We start from the raw sequence: 15,695 nt of genomic DNA, 5'->3' as shown, positions 1-15,695 counted from the left end.
ACCACAGCACCGTAAATAAACAAGACGGGGTCAAGGCGCTGCCTTGCGCTGCTCGGCCTGGGCCACGATCACCCGCCGGCGCTGATCGTCGGCGGAGCGCCATTCACGGATGTCTTCCACGTGGCGGAAACAACCAAGGCAAACTTTCTCCTCGTCCAGCCGACACAAACTGATACAAGGTGACGGCACGGCCGGGCTGACATTGCTGAACAGCGGCTTCGGCGGACGTATGGGTGCAGGCTGGGTCACAGTCAGATCTCGTCGAAATCCAGCTCGGCGCCGGTATATTCGTGGACCAGGCGCATGAGCATCTCGCCCAACAACTCTTCACTCTTGTCGCACTGCCATTTGCCGCTTTCTTCGTCGTAGTCGAAGTGAACACCACCGGAGCGCGCCGCCAGCCACAGCTGATGCAGCGGCTCCTGGCGACTGAAGATCAGTTGCTGGCCACTCTCAAACTTGACGGTCAGCACCCCGGCCGAGTTTTCCAGGTCCACATCCAGGCCGCTGTCGTCGAAAATATCTTCCAGCGCCTGCTGGGTCGAATCCACCAGGTCGTGAAAACGGGCTTCGGTCAAACTCATTGTGGCAACCTCAAAAGTGTCTGGTTTTGCTCGAGCGGCGCACGATACGGGCGAGCCCCGCCGATTGCAAAGGATACCGATTTCATCACAACTGACGGCATGAAATATCCCCCGCCAGCGTAGCCCGTTTCTCAACCCACTCAGCAAAGCCCCGCCGGACGGGTATTCCAGCGCATAGGCAAGCTGGCAGGTGGTCGGTATACTCGGGCGCAATTAATGCATATTCAAGGATTTCGCCATGAAGCGCCTGATCTCTTCCCTTGCTGCGCTCGTCGCGGTCGCCTGCCTCGTTAGTGCCTGTGGTCAAAAAGGCCCGCTGTACCTGCCTGATGACAGCAAAGACCCGAATGAACAGGCGCAATCGTCGCAAAAAGCGCACAAGCACGACACTTACTAAGGGTAAATCATGGACGCTTTTAACTACCGGGACGGCGAGCTGTTCGCGGAGGGCGTGGCGCTGTCCGCGATTGCCGAACGCTTTGGCACCCCGACCTATGTGTACTCGCGCGCGCACATCGAAGCGCAATACCGCTCGTTCACCGATCCGCTGGACGGCGTGCCGCACCTGGTGTGCTATGCGGTGAAGGCCAACTCCAACCTCGGTGTACTCAATGTCCTGGCGCGCCTGGGCGCTGGTTTCGACATCGTGTCCCGTGGCGAATTGGAACGTGTTCTGGCCGCAGGCGGCCAGGCTGACAAGATTGTGTTCTCCGGCGTCGGCAAGAGCCGCGAAGACATGCGTCGTGCCCTGGAAGTCGGCGTGCATTGCTTCAACGTCGAATCCACCGACGAGCTGGAGCGCCTGCAGGTCGTCGCCGCCGAAATGGGCGTTCGCGCGCCGATCTCACTGCGCGTCAACCCGGACGTCGATGCCGGCACCCACCCGTACATTTCCACCGGTCTCAAAGAGAACAAGTTCGGCATCGCCATCGCCGACGCCGAGGACGTGTACATCCGTGCCGCCCAACTGCCGAACCTGGAAGTACTGGGCGTCGACTGCCATATCGGCTCGCAACTGACCAGCCTGCCCCCGTTCCTTGATGCCCTGGACCGCCTGCTGGCGCTGACCGATCGCCTGGCCGAGTGCGGCATCTACCTGCGCCACATCGACCTCGGTGGCGGCGTGGGTGTGCGTTATCGCGATGAAGAGCCTCCGCTGATTGCCGACTACATTGCCGCCGTGCGTGAACATATCGGCGGCCGCGACCTGGCGCTGTTGTTCGAACCAGGCCGCTATATCGTGGCCAACGCCGGCGTGCTGCTGACCCAGGTCGAGTACCTCAAGCACACCGAGCACAAGGATTTTGCGATCGTCGATGCCGCGATGAACGACCTGATCCGCCCGGCGCTGTACCAGGCCTGGATGGATGTCACCGCCGTAACGCCTCGCGACAGTGAAGCCCGCGCCTATGACATCGTCGGCCCGATCTGCGAAACCGGCGACTTCCTGGCCAAGGATCGTCAACTGGCCCTGGAAGAAGGCGACCTGCTGGCCATTCATTCGGCCGGTGCCTACGGGTTTGTCATGAGTTCCAACTACAACACCCGCGGGCGTACCGCCGAGGTGCTGGTGGACGGTGATCAAGCGTTTGAAGTGCGTCGCCGCGAGACGGTAGCCGAGTTGTATGCTGGCGAAAGCCTGCTGCCGGAGTAAGCCATGCTGCTGCGTTTTACCAAGATGCACGGACTGGGCAATGACTTCATGGTCCTTGACCTGGTCAGCCAGCACGCGCACATCCTGCCCAAGCACGCTAAACAGTGGGGCGACCGTCATACCGGCATCGGCTTCGACCAGTTGCTGATCGTTGAGGCGCCGAGCAACCCGGAGGTGGATTTCCGTTACCGGATCTTTAACTCCGACGGCTCCGAGGTGGAACAATGCGGTAACGGCGCCCGCTGCTTCGCGCGCTTTGTGCTGGACAAGCGCCTGACCGCCAAGCGGCAGATTCGCGTCGAGACCAAGAGCGGCGTGATCGAACTGGATGTCCGCAGCGACGGCCAGATCAGCGTCAACATGGGTGCACCGCGCCTGGTGCCGGCGGACATTCCGTTCCAGGCCAGCGAGCAGGCCACGAGTTACACGCTGGACGTTGAAGGCAAGGCCGTCGACATCGCCGCAGTGTCCATGGGCAACCCCCATGCAGTACTGCGGGTCAACGACATCAACAATGCCCCCGTGCATGAACTGGGGCCGAAGATCGAACACCACCCGCGCTTTCCGGCACGGGTCAATGTGGGCTTCCTGCAGGTGATCGACCGTTCCCGCGCGCAATTGCGTGTGTGGGAACGCGGCGCCGGCGAAACCCAGGCCTGCGGCACCGGCGCCTGCGCCGCTGCCGTAGCCGCAATCAGCCAGGGGTGGATGGATTCGCCGCTGCTGATCGACCTGCCAGGTGGACGCCTGTCCATCGAATGGGCAGGCCCCGGCCACCCGGTGATGATGACCGGGCCGGCCACGCGCGTATACGAAGGACAGGTCCGTCTATGAGTGAGCCAAGCAAATGACCGATAAGCCTCAAGTACCCGCACAAGCATCCCCGAGCGAAAGCCTGGAGGCCGCCGCTGTCGCGGCGTACCTTGAGGCTCATCCGGACTTCTTCGTTGAGCATGAAGAACTGTTGCCGGCCTTGCGCATCCCCCACCAGCGCGGCGATACCGTGTCACTGGTGGAGCGGCAGATGAAAATCCTGCGCGAGCGCAACATAGAAATGCGCCATCGGCTCTCGCACCTGATGGACGTGGCCCGCGACAACGACCGCCTGTTCGACAAGACCCGCCGCCTGATCCTGACCCTGATGGACGCCACCAGCCTGGAAGAAACGGTGATCGCCGTGGAAGACAGCCTGCGCCAGGATTTCCAGGTGCCCTTTGTCAGCTTGATCCTGTTCAGCGACAACCCGATGCCGGTGGGACGCTGGGTCAGCGGCAGCGAAGCACAGACCGCGATCGGCGGCCTGCTCTCCGAAGGCAAGACCATCAGTGGCACCTTGCGCGAGCACGAACTGGACTTCCTGTTTGGCGCTGAACAACGCCAACAGATCGGCTCCACCGCCGTCGTTGCCCTCAGCCACCAGGGCCTGCACGGCGTACTGGCCATCGCCAGCCGTGATCCTGCGCACTACAAGAGCTCGGTGGGCACCCTGTTCCTGACCTACATCGCCGAAGTCCTGGGCCGCGTGTTGCCGCGTTTCACTACCGCCCTGCGCGCGGTGCGCTAGCCATGGAACGGCAACTGGACGCCTACTGCGCTCACCTGCGCAGCGAGCGCCAGGTGTCGCCCCACACCCTGGAAGCCTACCGACGGGACCTGAACAAGGTCCTGGCCTACTGCGAGAAACACCAGATCGCCAGCTGGAAAGCCCTGGATATCCAGGGCCTGCGCAGCCTGATCGCGCGCCTGCACCAGCAAGGCCAATCCTCACGCAGCCTGGCCCGGTTGCTGTCGGCGGTGCGCGGCCTCTACCACTACCTCAACCGTGAAGGCCTGTGCGATCACGACCCAGCCAACGGCCTGGCCCCACCCAAGGGCGAGCGACGCCTGCCCAAGACCCTCGACACCGACCGCGCCCTGCAACTGCTCGACGGCGCGGTCGAGGACGACTTCCTGGCCCATCGCGACCAGGCGATCCTCGAACTGTTCTATTCTTCGGGCCTGCGCCTATCGGAGCTGACGGGGCTGAACCTCGACCAACTGGACCTGGCGGACGGCCTCGTGCAAGTGCTCGGCAAAGGCAGCAAGACCCGCGTGTTGCCAGTGGGCAGGAAGGCCCGGGAAGCCCTGCAACTGTGGTTGCCGCTGCGCGCCCTCACCAACCCGGCCGATGATGCGGTGTTTGTCAGCCAGCAAGGTCGGCGCCTGGGGCCACGGGCCATCCAGGTACGGGTCAAGGCGGCGGGCGAACGCGAACTGGGGCAAAACCTGCACCCGCATATGCTGCGGCACTCCTTCGCCAGCCATCTGCTGGAATCATCCCAGGACCTGCGCGCAGTACAGGAACTGCTCGGCCACTCCGATATCAAGACCACGCAGATCTACACCCACCTGGACTTCCAACACCTGGCAACGGTGTATGACAGTGCCCATCCACGGGCCAAACGTATCAAGGGCGGCGACTCATGAGTATCAAGCTGATCACTTTCGACCTGGACGACACCCTCTGGGACAACGTTCCCGTCATCGTCAGCGCCGAGGCGTCAATGCGCGAATGGCTGGCCACCCATGCCTCCAAGGTCGGCGACTTGCCCCTGGAGCACTTCGCCAGCCTGCGCCAGCAAGTGCTGCAACGTCATCCCGAACTCAAGCACCGCATCAGCGTCCTGCGCCATCGAGTGTTGATGCATGCGTTTGAAGAGGCCGGTTATCCACAGCCTCAGGCCACCGAAATGGCCGATGTGTGTTTCGAAGCGTTCATTCACGCCCGCCATCAGCTCACGCCCTTCCCCGAAGCCGAGCCGATGCTGCAAGCGCTGCGCCAGCACTTTCTGCTGGGTGTGATCACTAATGGCAATGCCGATGTGCAGCGTGTGGGCCTGGCGGACTACTTCCACTTTGCGCTGCGTGCCGAAGATATTGGGATCGCCAAGCCGGATGCGCGCTTGTTTCAGGAAGCGCTGCAGCGCGGTGGAGTGGATGCCAGTGCGGCTGTGCATGTTGGCGATCACCCCGGGGACGACATTGCCGGGGCGCAGCAGGCGGGGCTGCGGGCGGTGTGGTTCAACCCCAGCGCCAAGGCATGGGAAGCAGATAAACGCCCCGACGCGGAGATTCGTAGCCTCACGGAGCTGCCGGAATTACTCCGCAAGTGGCAGTAGCACTGGAGATCCAAATGTGGGAGGGGCAAGCCCCCTCCCACATTTGGATCACCACAAAGCTCAAATAAATCAGCAAGCATGAAAAAGCCCGCAGCGACGGCGGGCTTTTTCATACAGGCATGCGGCGGGCCTTAGATAGGCCGGCTGCCATACTTGTTGTCAGGCTTCTTGGGCGGATCTGCAACCACGTTGGGCTCGACTTCAACCACCTTGCCGCCTTTAGCGAGGAACTCTTCCATCGCGCGGGCCAGCGCATCGCGTTCTTTGTTCTTGGCTTCAACGCTCGGCAATTCGTCTACCGAAACAGCAGCCTTCGCCTTGCCCTTGGCAGCCGGAACAGGAACATCGTCACCGCCATCGTCGTCGGCAACGTCTTCCGCCGCCGCTTCAAGGCCTTCTTCGGTGTCGTCTTCGTCACCTACTTCCAGTTCGTCGTTTTCCAGATCATCGTCGCTCATGTTCTACCTCATGACTTGCGAAAAGCAGATTAGTTATAGCCCAGCCTCACCCTCTGTCGAGGTCGCCGGAAAAAAATCAACATCCACCGGATAACCAGTGGCTTATGCCCCATCACCGTGCAAGGTGGCGAGGACTTTACGAGCACCACCATGATCACGGTGCTCGCCCAGATAAACACCTTGCCAGGTCCCCATCGCCAAGCGGCCGGCCTTGACCGGCAAACTCAGCTGGCAGCCCAGGAGACTGGCCTTGAAGTGCGCCGGCAGATCGTCCGGGCCTTCGTCGTTGTGTTCAAACCCCGCACGCCCTTGCGGCACCAGCGAGTTGAAGAAACGCTCGAAGTCACGACGAACCGCCGGATCGGCATTCTCGTTGATGGTCAACGAAGCCGAGGTATGCTGCAGCCACAGGTGCAACAGGCCCACGCGGCATGCCTTCAACTCAGGCAAGCCGGCAAGCAACTCATCGGTTACCAGGTGAAAACCCCGGGGCTTGGCCCGCAAGGTAATCAGGGTCTGTTGCCACATACAGTTCTCCGCCCATCGGCGCGCATTCTAGCGCGCTCTGGGAAAAAACAAAGTGCCGAATACGCCTACATGGCTGTAAGACATTCGCACGCTTACAAGTACCGTGTGCGCGCCATCACAAACTTTGCGCTAAAACCGGTACAGCTTGTTATGACTGACAAACACCAGGCAAAAAAATGCCCGGCAAGCCGGGCATCTTTTTTTTGCGTACTTACAAGTTGTAGCCGCGTTCGTTGTGTTGCGCCAAGTCGAGGCCGACAGCCTCTTCTTCTTCGGTAACCCGCAGGCCCATGACCATGTCCAGCACCTTGAGGATGATGAAGGTCACAATAGCCGTATAGATCACGGTGAAGCCGACGCCTTTGCACTGAATCCAGACTTGGGCCGCCACATCAGTCACGGTGCCGAAGCCACCCAGTGCCGGCGCTGCAAACACACCGGTGAGGATTGCGCCGAGGATACCGCCGATACCGTGAACACCGAAGGCGTCCAGGGAATCGTCGTAGCCCAGTTTGCGTTTCAGGGTCGTCGCGCAGAAGAAGCACACCACACCCGCCGCCAGGCCGATGATCAGCGCGCCCATCGGGCCCACAGTGCCGGCTGCCGGCGTAATTGCCACAAGGCCCGCCACCACACCCGAGGCGATGCCCAGGGCACTTGGCTTACCGTGGGTGAGCCACTCGGCGAACATCCAGCCCAGCGCAGCGGCAGCAGTAGCGATCTGGGTCACCAGCATTGCCATACCGGCAGTGCCGTTGGCCGCAGCAGCGGAACCAGCGTTGAAGCCGAACCAGCCCACCCACAGCATGGCCGCACCCACCAGGGTGTAACCCAGGTTGTGTGGCGCCATTGGCGTGGTTGGGAAACCTTTACGCTTGCCGAGGACCAGGCACGCGACCAGACCGGCCACACCGGCGTTGATGTGCACCACGGTACCGCCAGCGAAGTCCAGCACGCCCCAGTCACCCAGCAACGAACCCGGACCGCCCCAGACCATGTGGGCAATCGGTGCGTAGACCAGGGTGAACCAGACGCCCATGAAGATCAGCATCGCGGAGAACTTCATACGCTCGGCGAAGGCGCCGACGATGAGCGCCGGAGTGATGATGGCAAAGGTCATCTGGAAGGTGACGAACACCGCCTCAGGGAACAGCGCCGCCGGGCCGGTGATGCTGGCAGGGGTCACACCCGACAGGAACAGCTTGGACAAGCCGCCCACAAAGGAGTTGAAGTTGACGACGCCTGCTTCCATACCCGTGGTGTCGAACGCCATGCTGTAGCCGTAGACGAACCACAGGATGGTGATCAAGCCGGTAATGGCGAAGCACTGCATCATCACGGAAAGAATGTTCTTGGAGCGCACCATGCCGCCGTAGAACAAGGCCAGGCCGGGAATGGTCATGAACAGCACCAGCGCGGTGGATGTGAGCATCCACGCCGTGTCGCCGGAATTGAGGACTGGAGCCGCCACTTCGTCTGCCGCCATGGCCAGGCTTGGCATTACGATGGACAACAGGGCTCCGAGCCCTGCGAATTTACGCAGAGTCATATTGTTTTCTCCTGGGGCGTTGGGGTTTGGCGGCTTAGATTGCGTCGGTATCGGTTTCGCCGGTACGGATGCGAATAGCCTGTTCCAGATTGACCACGAAGATCTTGCCGTCACCAATCTTGCCGGTGTTGGCGGCCTTGGTTATCGCCTCGATAACCCGGTCAAGATCCTTGTCGTCAATGGCGACATCAATCTTCACCTTCGGCAGGAAATCGACCACGTATTCCGCGCCGCGATACAGCTCGGTGTGACCCTTCTGCCGACCGAAGCCTTTGACCTCAGTAACGGTAATGCCCTGCACGCCGATCTCGGACAACGACTCGCGTACATCGTCCAACTTGAACGGCTTGATGATGGCAGTGACTAGCTTCATGAAAACTCTCTCCCGAATTGGTGGACTTGCCCCAGGAAAACAAACCCGTCTCAAGTCTAAGCGCAGTGCCTGGCTTTGTAACGCGTCGTCGCAAGAGCAGTTGCCGTTGCAACGCCAGCGAACCACTGGTGACGAAACCTGTACCCCTGATCCGTCGGCGCACTGCATTCGTCACAGCGACTGCATCAGTGCATGGGTCATGATCGTCTAAGCAGAAACCTTGCCAGCTCCGTAAAAATCACTGAAATCAGTCCTTTGCTCCGCTACGCCCACCTGCGAGGCTTTTTGGCGGTGCCATTGCGCACGAAAACAGTGCGCAGACGCCCGCCCCCATGCGCGAAAAGCGTGCGCCTGTGGCCGTGGAAATGACTATAGACGCTGCGTGATACACTGCCCGCCAACAGTTTTCCGGAATATTTCCCATGCTCGCGCCCAAAGACCTCCTCGACGCCCTGAGCGGCCACGCCTCTCGCCTGTTCAGCGGCGACACCCCGCTGCCCCGCAATGAAATCGAAAGCCAGTTCAAGGCGTTGCTGCAAAGCGGCTTCAGCAAGCTGGACCTGGTGAGCCGGGAAGAATTCGATAGCCAGATGGTCGTACTTGCCCGCACCCGTGCGCGCTTGGAGAGCCTGGAGGCGAAAGTTGCAGAGCTGGAAGCGCGGTTGAACCCTCCTGCGGAATAAATGCGATCAGTGTGGGAAGGGGCTTGCTCCCTCCCACATTTGCTCTACCTTTTGTTCTGGATACGTTCTGTAAAACCTCCCCGCCTCGCTCTTCCCCACCTCGTCTACCCTTGAAAAACCGCAGGAAGCGGCCACCTCTTTCAAGGAACGAGCATGTCCCTCGCCATCGTCCACAGCCGCGCCCAGGTCGGCGTCGAAGCCCCTGCCGTCACCGTCGAAGTGCATATGGCCAACGGGTTGCCGTCGCTCACCCTGGTGGGGCTGCCAGAAACCGCGGTCAAGGAAAGCAAGGACCGCGTACGCAGTGCCATCCTCAACTCAGCGCTGCAATATCCTTCCCGCCGTATCACCCTCAACCTCGCGCCCGCCGACCTGCCCAAGGACGGTGGGCGCTTTGATCTGGCGATCGCCCTGGGGATCCTGGCGGCGAGTGTGCAGGTGCCGGCGTTGATGCTGGATGACGTGGAGTGCCTGGGGGAGTTGGCGTTGTCCGGCGAGGTGCGGGCGGTAAAAGGCGTATTGCCCGCCGCATTGGCGGCGCGCAAGGCCGGGCGCACCGTGATAGTGCCGCGGGCGAATGCCGAGGAAGCGTGCCTGGCATCCGGGCTGAAGGTCATTGCCGTAGATCACCTGCTGCAGGTGGTGGCACACCTGAATGGGCATGCACCGATTGAGCCCTACAAGTCTGACGGGTTGCTGTATTCGAACAAACCCTACCCGGACCTGAGTGAAGTTCAGGGCCAGCTGTCAGCCAAGCGCGCACTGCTGATTGCAGCAGCGGGCGCACATAACCTGCTGTTCAGCGGGCCACCAGGTACCGGCAAGACCTTGCTCGCCAGCCGCCTGCCCGGGTTGCTGCCGCCATTGAGTGAACAGGAAGCACTGGAAGTGGCGGCGATTCAATCCGTGGTCAGCCTGGCACCGCTGAGCCATTGGCCCCACCGGCCGTTTCGCCAGCCACACCATTCAGCCTCCGGTCCGGCACTGGTGGGCGGCGGATCGAAACCGCAGCCGGGGGAAATCACCCTGGCCCATCATGGAGTGCTGTTCCTGGATGAACTCCCGGAGTTTGATCGCAAGGTGCTGGAGGTCTTGCGCGAGCCACTGGAGTCGGGGCACATCGTGATTTCCCGCGCCCGTGACCGAGTGCGCTTCCCCGCGCGCTTCCAACTGGTGGCGGCGATGAACCCCTGCCCCTGCGGTTATATGGGCGCGCCCTGCAACCGATGCCGTTGCACGCCCGAGCAAATCCAACGCTATCGCAACAAACTCTCCGGGCCCTTGCTGGATCGGATCGACCTGCACTTGACGGTCGCCCGCGAAATCACCGCGCTGAACCCGACCCCACAGCCCGGCGGCGACACATCCACCGCCTCCGCGCTGGTCGCCCAGGCTCGAGAGCATCAACAGCGGCGCCAGGGTTGCGCCAATGCGTTCCTGGATCTCTCTGGGTTGCGCCAGCATTGCGCGCTGTCCAAGCCGGATGAAGCCTGGCTGGAAAGCGCCTGCGAGCGCTTGACCCTGTCCCTTCGAGCCGCCCACCGCCTGCTCAAGGTCGCCCGCACTCTGGCGGACCTGGAGCGCGCAGACACTATCGGCCGCAACCACATTGCCGAAGCACTGCAATACCGGCCCTCGGCCTCCAGCCAAGTCGACGGCGCAAACGGCTAGAAACACCCCTCGGCGATACACCGGGCGACGGCGGCACAGCGCAACCACGCGCTCACGCACCGGCAGGTCGTTAACGGCTGATTGGCGCGCATCATTGGGCCACTCCCTTCGCCGTCACCACCGGCTCGGAGACCGGCGCCACAGTCGCCCGGCGACGGGGCAGGCGGCCGTTCAGCAGCACATACGCGGCCAATCCGATCAACAACCCCCAAAACGCTCCACCGATCCCCAGCAGGGTGATGTTTGCGGCGCAGGCCAGAAAGGTGATCAGCGCAGCTTCACGGGATCGGGTGTCCGCCATGGCGTTGGCCAGGCTGGTGCCAATGGTGCCCAACAGCGCCAAGCCGGCCAACGTGGTGATAAACGCCGACGGGAACGCCATGAATACGGCGGCCAACGTCACCCCGAACACCCCGACAAGGATATAGAACACCCCTGCGGCAACACCCGCGAGCCAACGTTTGGACGGGTCTTCCGAGGCTTCCTTGCCCGTGCAGATGGCCGCCGTGATGGCCGCGATGTTGAACGCGTGCGAGCCGAATGGCGCCATCAACAGCGAGCCCAGCCCGGTCACTGCCAGGATGGGGTTGGCGCTGGTCTTGAAGCCATCATTGCGCAACACCAGCATGCCCGGCATGTACTGGCCCGTGAGGGTGATCAGGAACAGCGGCAATGCCACACTGAGCAGCGCATTGACGGAGAATTCAGGCTGGGTGAAAACCGGCGCGGCCCATTGCAGGGACAATCCCGATAGATCCACTCGCCCTTGCACCAGCAGCAATACCAGCCCGAGCACCAGAATTCCGACGACCGCGTAGCGCGCGGTAAACCGCTTGAACCCAACGTAAGCGGCAATCAGCAACCCCACCAGGGCAGGGTCCAGGCTCATGCCACTGAATGCGCCGATCCCGAACTGCAGCAGAATGCCGGCCAGCATGGCGGCCGCAATGCCTGGCGGAATCAACCGAATGACTTTTTCAAAGCAGCCGGACAACCCGAGCAGCACAAATGCCACGGCCGAAATGATGTACGCACCGACCGCCTCGGCATAAGGCGTGGTCGACAACGCGACGATCAGGAACGCCGCCGCGGGAGTCGACCACGCGGTGATGATCGGCTCACGACTCACCCAACTGAGAGCCAGCCCCGTCACCCCAACACCGATCGACACCGACCAGACCCACGAAGCGGTCAGCTCCGCGCTGAGCCCGGCCACCTTGGCGGCCTGGAACACCAGGATGAACGTACCGCCATAATTGACGATGACTGAAATCAGACCGGCTACCAGGGGGTGAAACAGGTCGCGTGGGCGCAGCGAAGACGACGATATCGAAGAAGACATGAGGGCATTGCTCCTTGCCGTACGAGAAATTGAGCCTCACGCAGTGGGTTGTCCGCCAACGTGAAGGCTGTGGCTCGGGTCCAAGTCTACGGATAGACTGGCCTGCCATTACCGGCCAATTCTTCGAGGAAAGGCAGACCGCATGGCGAAAACGTTCGAGCTTGAAACCCTGAAAATGCGCCTTGACGATGTGCAACTCCAGGGGTTGGGCCTGCACCAGCGAATTCAACGCGCGCTGCGGGCGTTGATCCTCGACGGGGCACTGGCGCCCGGCCTGAAGCTGCCCGCGACGCGGGTGTTGGCCAAGTCATTGGGGATCGCACGCGATACGGTGGAGAACGCCTACGTGCAGTTGCAGCGCGATGGCTTTATCGCGCGGCGCGAAGGTTCCGGCAGTTATGTGTGCGAGGCCCTCGGCACCGAATTGCGCGGCGGGTCCGGCCGCCGTATCAAGGCGCAGGCAGGCAAAAGCAGTCTCGCGCCCCTCGGCACCGGCTTGAGCCAGCGCGGACGGATGATCCTCGACAGCGGTGGCGTAAACGACCAGCAGGTGATCAAAGCCTTCGCCACGGGCCTGCCTGAAACCCGCTCCTTTCCCACCGACGTCTGGGAACGCCTGCAACGTCAGGTGATGAGGGACTCTCGCAGCAGCGTGCTGTTGCACGGCGACCCGCAAGGGGCCGAGCCGTTGCGCAAAGCCATCGCTACGTATTTGAACCTTGAACGCGGCGCCCAGTGTTCGCCCGACCAGATCCTGGTGCTGAGCAGCACGCGCCAGGCGCTTTTTCTATGCGCGCAGTTGCTGGTGGACGTCGGCCAGCCGATCCTGCTGGAAAACCCGGGCTACTACGGCGCCAGGAAGGCTTTTGAAACCGCCGAGGCCAAGGTCGTGCCCATCGATGTCGATGAATCGGGCATCCGCACCGACCTGCTGCACGCCGACCGCAGCGGCGCCCACTGCGTGTATGTCACGCCCTCCCATCAATACCCGACCGGCGCCACGCTGACACTGGAACGGCGGCTTGAGCTGATCAACTGGACGGCGGAAAAAGGCAAATGGGTCATCGAAGATGACTACGACAGCGAGTTCCACTACGACGGCAAACCCACGGCCTGTGTACAGGGCTTGGACAAGTACCAGCGCACGCTTTACCTCGGTACCTTCAGCAAGACCCTCTTCCCCGGGCTGCGCATGGGCTACATGGTGCTGCCCCCTGCGCTGGTCAAAGCCTTCACCTATGCTCGCAGCATGATGGACGGCCACACGCCTCAACTCCTGCAATTGACCCTGGCGCGTTTTATGGAGGACGGTCATTACAACGCCCATGTGCGCGCAATGCGCAAACTCTACGCCGGGCGCCAAACCGTCATGCTCGATGCCATCGGCAAGCATCTGGGCGGCGTGGTCACGGCATGCCGCCCCCAAGGCGGGCTGCAAATTCCCTGCGTGCTCCATGAGGGTTGGTCGGAAGAAAAAACCATCCACAAGGCCGCCAGTGCGGGTGTGCAACTGTCCGGCCTGAGTCGGCTATACGCCGGCACCGCACAGAAACAGGGCTGGCTATTGGGCTACTCGTCCTTGACCGCCCATGAAATCGAAATCGCCATGCTACGCCTGGCTAACGCGCTCAAGACCCGCTAGACACACGCCCTGGGCCGCCTTCAACGAAAACGATCCACCTCGTGCCGCAAGCTTGCCGCCAGCGTCTCCAGTTCCTTGGCGGTAATGGCCAGGTTGGACACCACCTCACGCTGCTCGCTGTTGGCCAGCGCAATGCTCTGCAAGTTGCTGCTCAGCAAGGTCGCCGTGCTGCTCTGTTCCTGGGTGGCGGTGGTGATCGCAGCAAACTGCTGACCGGCCGAGCGGCTTTGCTCGTCGATCCGCGCCAGCGCCGAAGCCACGTCGGCATTACGCGCCAGGCCTTCCTGCATCAGTGCATTGCCGTGTTCCATGGTGCTGATGGCGTTGCCGGTTTCCTGCTGGATGCTCTGGATCATCCCGGAAATTTCGTCGGTCGCCTGGCGGGTGCGCGACGCCAGGTTGCGCACTTCATCGGCCACCACCGCAAAGCCACGGCCTTGTTCCCCGGCGCGGGCGGCTTCGATGGCGGCGTTCAGTGCCAGCAGGTTGGTCTGTTCGGCAATCGCGGTGATCACCCCGACGATGCCGCCAATTTCCTGGGAGCGCTGGCCCAGGGTGTTGATGACGGTGGCAGTGCTGTTCAGCGCGGTCGCGATATGCTCCAGGGACGACGACGCCTCTTGCATGGACGTGCGCCCGATACGGGTCTGCTGGGCGTTTTCCTGGGCCAGGCGTTCGGTATTGCCCATGTTGTCAGCAATATTCAGTGAGGTGGCGCTGAACTCTTCGACCGCGCCGGCCATGCTGGTGATCTCGCCAGACTGCTGCTCCATGCCTTCATAGGCGCCGCCGGATAACCCGGACAGTGCCTGGGCACGGCCGTTGACCTCTTCAGCCGCCTTGCGGATATGCGAAACCATGGTCGACAGCGCTTCCCCCATCTGGTTGAAGCTGCGTGCCAGTTGGCCGATCTCGTCATGGCTGGACACATTGAGGCGTACGCTCAAGTCACCCGCGCCCAGGGCTTCGGCCTGGCGTACCAGGTCACTCAAGGGGGCCAGCTTGCTGCGCAACAACCAGACCGTTGCCCCCACCGCCAGCAGCATCGCCAGCACACTGCCGATCACCAGGCGAATACCGACGCCCCAGGTCACCGAGCGAATCTCGGCCTTGGGCATGCTCGCAACCACCGACCACGGGCCGCCCTCGAACGGCACCGAGACACTGTAGAAATCTTCGTTCTTGTCGCTCCAAAAGCGGCCCTTACCTGGGGTCTTGGCCAGGTCCAGCATCACCGGAACCGCTTGATCCAGCGCCTGCACGCCTGCGGGTGGCACCAGCCAGCGTTTCTGTTCATCCAACAGGGCCAGTGAACCGGTCTGGCCGATGCGGAAGCGCTTGAGGTTGTCGAACTGCGCGTTCTGCGCGTCGGTGTAGTCGAAGCCGACAAACAACACCGCGATAACTTTGCCAGCCGCGTCACGCACGGGCGTGTACTGGGTCATGTAGGAACGTTCGAACAACACGGCGCGGCCGACATAACTCTGCCCCGCGAGCAGGCGCTGATAGGCCGGGTGCTGGTGGTCCAGGGCCGTACCGATGGCGCGGCTGCCATCCTGTTTGGTCAGGGAGGTGCTGATGCGGATAAAGTCTTCGCCGCTGCGCACAAACACGGTGGCCACGCCGCCGGAGGTGTACTTGAATTCATCGACCTCATCGAAATCATTGTTCAACAGGTCACTGCCCAGGTAGAGGGCCGGGGTCTGTACGCCAGCCACAGCCATCTGCTGATCACCGTGCACGCTCAAACCCGCGCCGAAACGCTTTTCAAACAGCCCGCTCAAACGCTGAGTGCTCTCGCGCAAGGTGCTGTGGAAGGTATTGAGTTGGTCGGCAAGCAAGCGCGCCTCGCTGGCCAAGTGCTCCTCGCGGGTGGCGAGGTTGGCGGAGTCAAGGGAACGCAAGGCGAAAACAGTGCTGCCGCTGATAACGACAGCCAGAATCACGGCTAATGCAAGACCTAACTGGGAAGCGATCCGGGCACGAGGTTGAGACATGACAGCTCCTGGCCGAGGCCAGGATCATCCTGATCTCATAGCGCTGCTCGGCGAAT

The 15,695-nt window shown here is 62.0% G+C and carries 17 protein-coding genes; 9 read left to right on the top strand and 8 right to left on the bottom strand.

The window, feature by feature from the left end; all coding sequences use genetic code 11:
- Window positions 1–30 precede the first annotated feature (30 nt).
- Window positions 31–249 (bottom strand): DUF1289 domain-containing protein, encoded by a 219-nt coding sequence (locus QU606_RS01270; RefSeq protein ID WP_102624919.1) that lies wholly within the window; start codon window positions 247–249, stop codon window positions 31–33.
- A gap of 2 nt (window positions 250–251) precedes the next feature.
- Complete coding sequence (cyaY, locus tag QU606_RS01265) at window positions 252–584, bottom strand: iron donor protein CyaY (RefSeq protein ID WP_102624918.1); 333 nt, start codon at window positions 582–584, stop codon at window positions 252–254.
- A 238-nt stretch (window positions 585–822) separates the two neighbouring features.
- Between cyaY and QU606_RS01260 the strand changes: the two genes are divergently transcribed.
- The 6 genes from QU606_RS01260 to QU606_RS01235 are packed head-to-tail and all read left to right on the top strand — an operon-like array spanning window position 823 to window position 5,396.
- Window positions 823–981, top strand: coding sequence for a lipoprotein (locus QU606_RS01260; RefSeq protein WP_024078064.1), 159 nt, complete (start codon window positions 823–825; stop codon window positions 979–981).
- 9 nt (window positions 982–990) lie between these two features.
- Window positions 991–2,238 (top strand): diaminopimelate decarboxylase, encoded by a 1,248-nt coding sequence (lysA, locus tag QU606_RS01255; protein WP_024078065.1) that lies wholly within the window; start codon window positions 991–993, stop codon window positions 2,236–2,238.
- A 3-nt stretch (window positions 2,239–2,241) separates the two neighbouring features.
- Window positions 2,242–3,072, top strand: a complete 831-nt coding sequence (dapF, locus tag QU606_RS01250; RefSeq protein WP_024078066.1) for a diaminopimelate epimerase — start codon at window positions 2,242–2,244, stop codon at window positions 3,070–3,072.
- A gap of 13 nt (window positions 3,073–3,085) precedes the next feature.
- Complete coding sequence (locus tag QU606_RS01245; protein ID WP_024078067.1) at window positions 3,086–3,802, top strand: DUF484 family protein; 717 nt, start codon at window positions 3,086–3,088, stop codon at window positions 3,800–3,802.
- A 2-nt stretch (window positions 3,803–3,804) separates the two neighbouring features.
- Complete coding sequence (xerC, locus tag QU606_RS01240; RefSeq protein WP_024078068.1) at window positions 3,805–4,704, top strand: tyrosine recombinase XerC; 900 nt, start codon at window positions 3,805–3,807, stop codon at window positions 4,702–4,704.
- Window positions 4,701–5,396 carry an HAD family hydrolase gene (locus tag QU606_RS01235; RefSeq protein ID WP_024078069.1) on the top strand — a complete coding sequence of 232 codons (696 nt, stop codon included), beginning with the start codon at window positions 4,701–4,703 and terminating at the stop codon, window positions 5,394–5,396. Before xerC ends, QU606_RS01235 begins: the two co-directional genes overlap by 4 nt.
- 131 nt (window positions 5,397–5,527) lie before the next feature.
- Here the strand turns inward: QU606_RS01235 and sutA are convergent, their stop codons facing one another.
- The 4 genes from sutA to glnK all read right to left on the bottom strand — a co-directional run bounded on the left by sutA (window position 5,528) and on the right by glnK (window position 8,304).
- On the bottom strand, window positions 5,528–5,854 hold the full coding sequence (gene sutA, locus QU606_RS01230; RefSeq protein WP_010567186.1) for a transcriptional regulator SutA: 327 nt from the start codon (window positions 5,852–5,854) through the stop codon (window positions 5,528–5,530).
- A 102-nt stretch (window positions 5,855–5,956) separates the two neighbouring features.
- Window positions 5,957–6,382, bottom strand: a complete 426-nt coding sequence (locus tag QU606_RS01225) for a secondary thiamine-phosphate synthase enzyme YjbQ (protein WP_017845176.1) — start codon at window positions 6,380–6,382, stop codon at window positions 5,957–5,959.
- 211 nt (window positions 6,383–6,593) lie between these two features.
- Window positions 6,594–7,931 (bottom strand): ammonium transporter, encoded by a 1,338-nt coding sequence (locus QU606_RS01220; protein WP_024078070.1) that lies wholly within the window; start codon window positions 7,929–7,931, stop codon window positions 6,594–6,596.
- 34 nt (window positions 7,932–7,965) lie between these two features.
- Window positions 7,966–8,304 carry a P-II family nitrogen regulator gene (gene glnK / locus QU606_RS01215; protein ID WP_002555808.1) on the bottom strand — a complete coding sequence of 113 codons (339 nt, stop codon included), beginning with the start codon at window positions 8,302–8,304 and terminating at the stop codon, window positions 7,966–7,968.
- Between the two features lie 422 nt (window positions 8,305–8,726).
- Between glnK and QU606_RS01210 the strand changes: the two genes are divergently transcribed.
- Both QU606_RS01210 and QU606_RS01205 read left to right on the top strand, forming a co-directional pair.
- A complete protein-coding gene (locus QU606_RS01210; protein ID WP_010567183.1) occupies window positions 8,727–8,987 on the top strand; it encodes an accessory factor UbiK family protein in 261 nt (86 codons plus the stop codon).
- A 153-nt stretch (window positions 8,988–9,140) separates the two neighbouring features.
- Window positions 9,141–10,658, top strand: coding sequence for a YifB family Mg chelatase-like AAA ATPase (locus QU606_RS01205; protein ID WP_069077278.1), 1,518 nt, complete (start codon window positions 9,141–9,143; stop codon window positions 10,656–10,658).
- 91 nt (window positions 10,659–10,749) lie between these two features.
- Here the strand turns inward: QU606_RS01205 and QU606_RS01200 are convergent, their stop codons facing one another.
- Window positions 10,750–12,000 carry a benzoate/H(+) symporter BenE family transporter gene (locus QU606_RS01200; RefSeq protein ID WP_304998043.1) on the bottom strand — a complete coding sequence of 417 codons (1,251 nt, stop codon included), beginning with the start codon at window positions 11,998–12,000 and terminating at the stop codon, window positions 10,750–10,752.
- A gap of 142 nt (window positions 12,001–12,142) precedes the next feature.
- On the opposite strand from QU606_RS01200, the gene QU606_RS01195 reads away from it, so the two are divergent.
- Window positions 12,143–13,642 (top strand): PLP-dependent aminotransferase family protein, encoded by a 1,500-nt coding sequence (locus QU606_RS01195; RefSeq protein ID WP_304998042.1) that lies wholly within the window; start codon window positions 12,143–12,145, stop codon window positions 13,640–13,642.
- A 20-nt stretch (window positions 13,643–13,662) separates the two neighbouring features.
- Here the strand turns inward: QU606_RS01195 and QU606_RS01190 are convergent, their stop codons facing one another.
- Window positions 13,663–15,639, bottom strand: coding sequence for a methyl-accepting chemotaxis protein (locus QU606_RS01190; protein WP_069077275.1), 1,977 nt, complete (start codon window positions 15,637–15,639; stop codon window positions 13,663–13,665).
- Window positions 15,640–15,695 lie beyond the last annotated feature (56 nt).

The sequence above is a fragment of the Pseudomonas sp. OVF7 genome, assembly GCF_030644265.1.
Taxonomy (GTDB): Bacteria; Pseudomonadota; Gammaproteobacteria; order Pseudomonadales; family Pseudomonadaceae; genus Aquipseudomonas; species Aquipseudomonas gorinensis.
The sequence above is the reverse complement of the archived record's forward strand: the minus strand, read 5'-3'. Positions and strand labels throughout refer to the sequence as shown.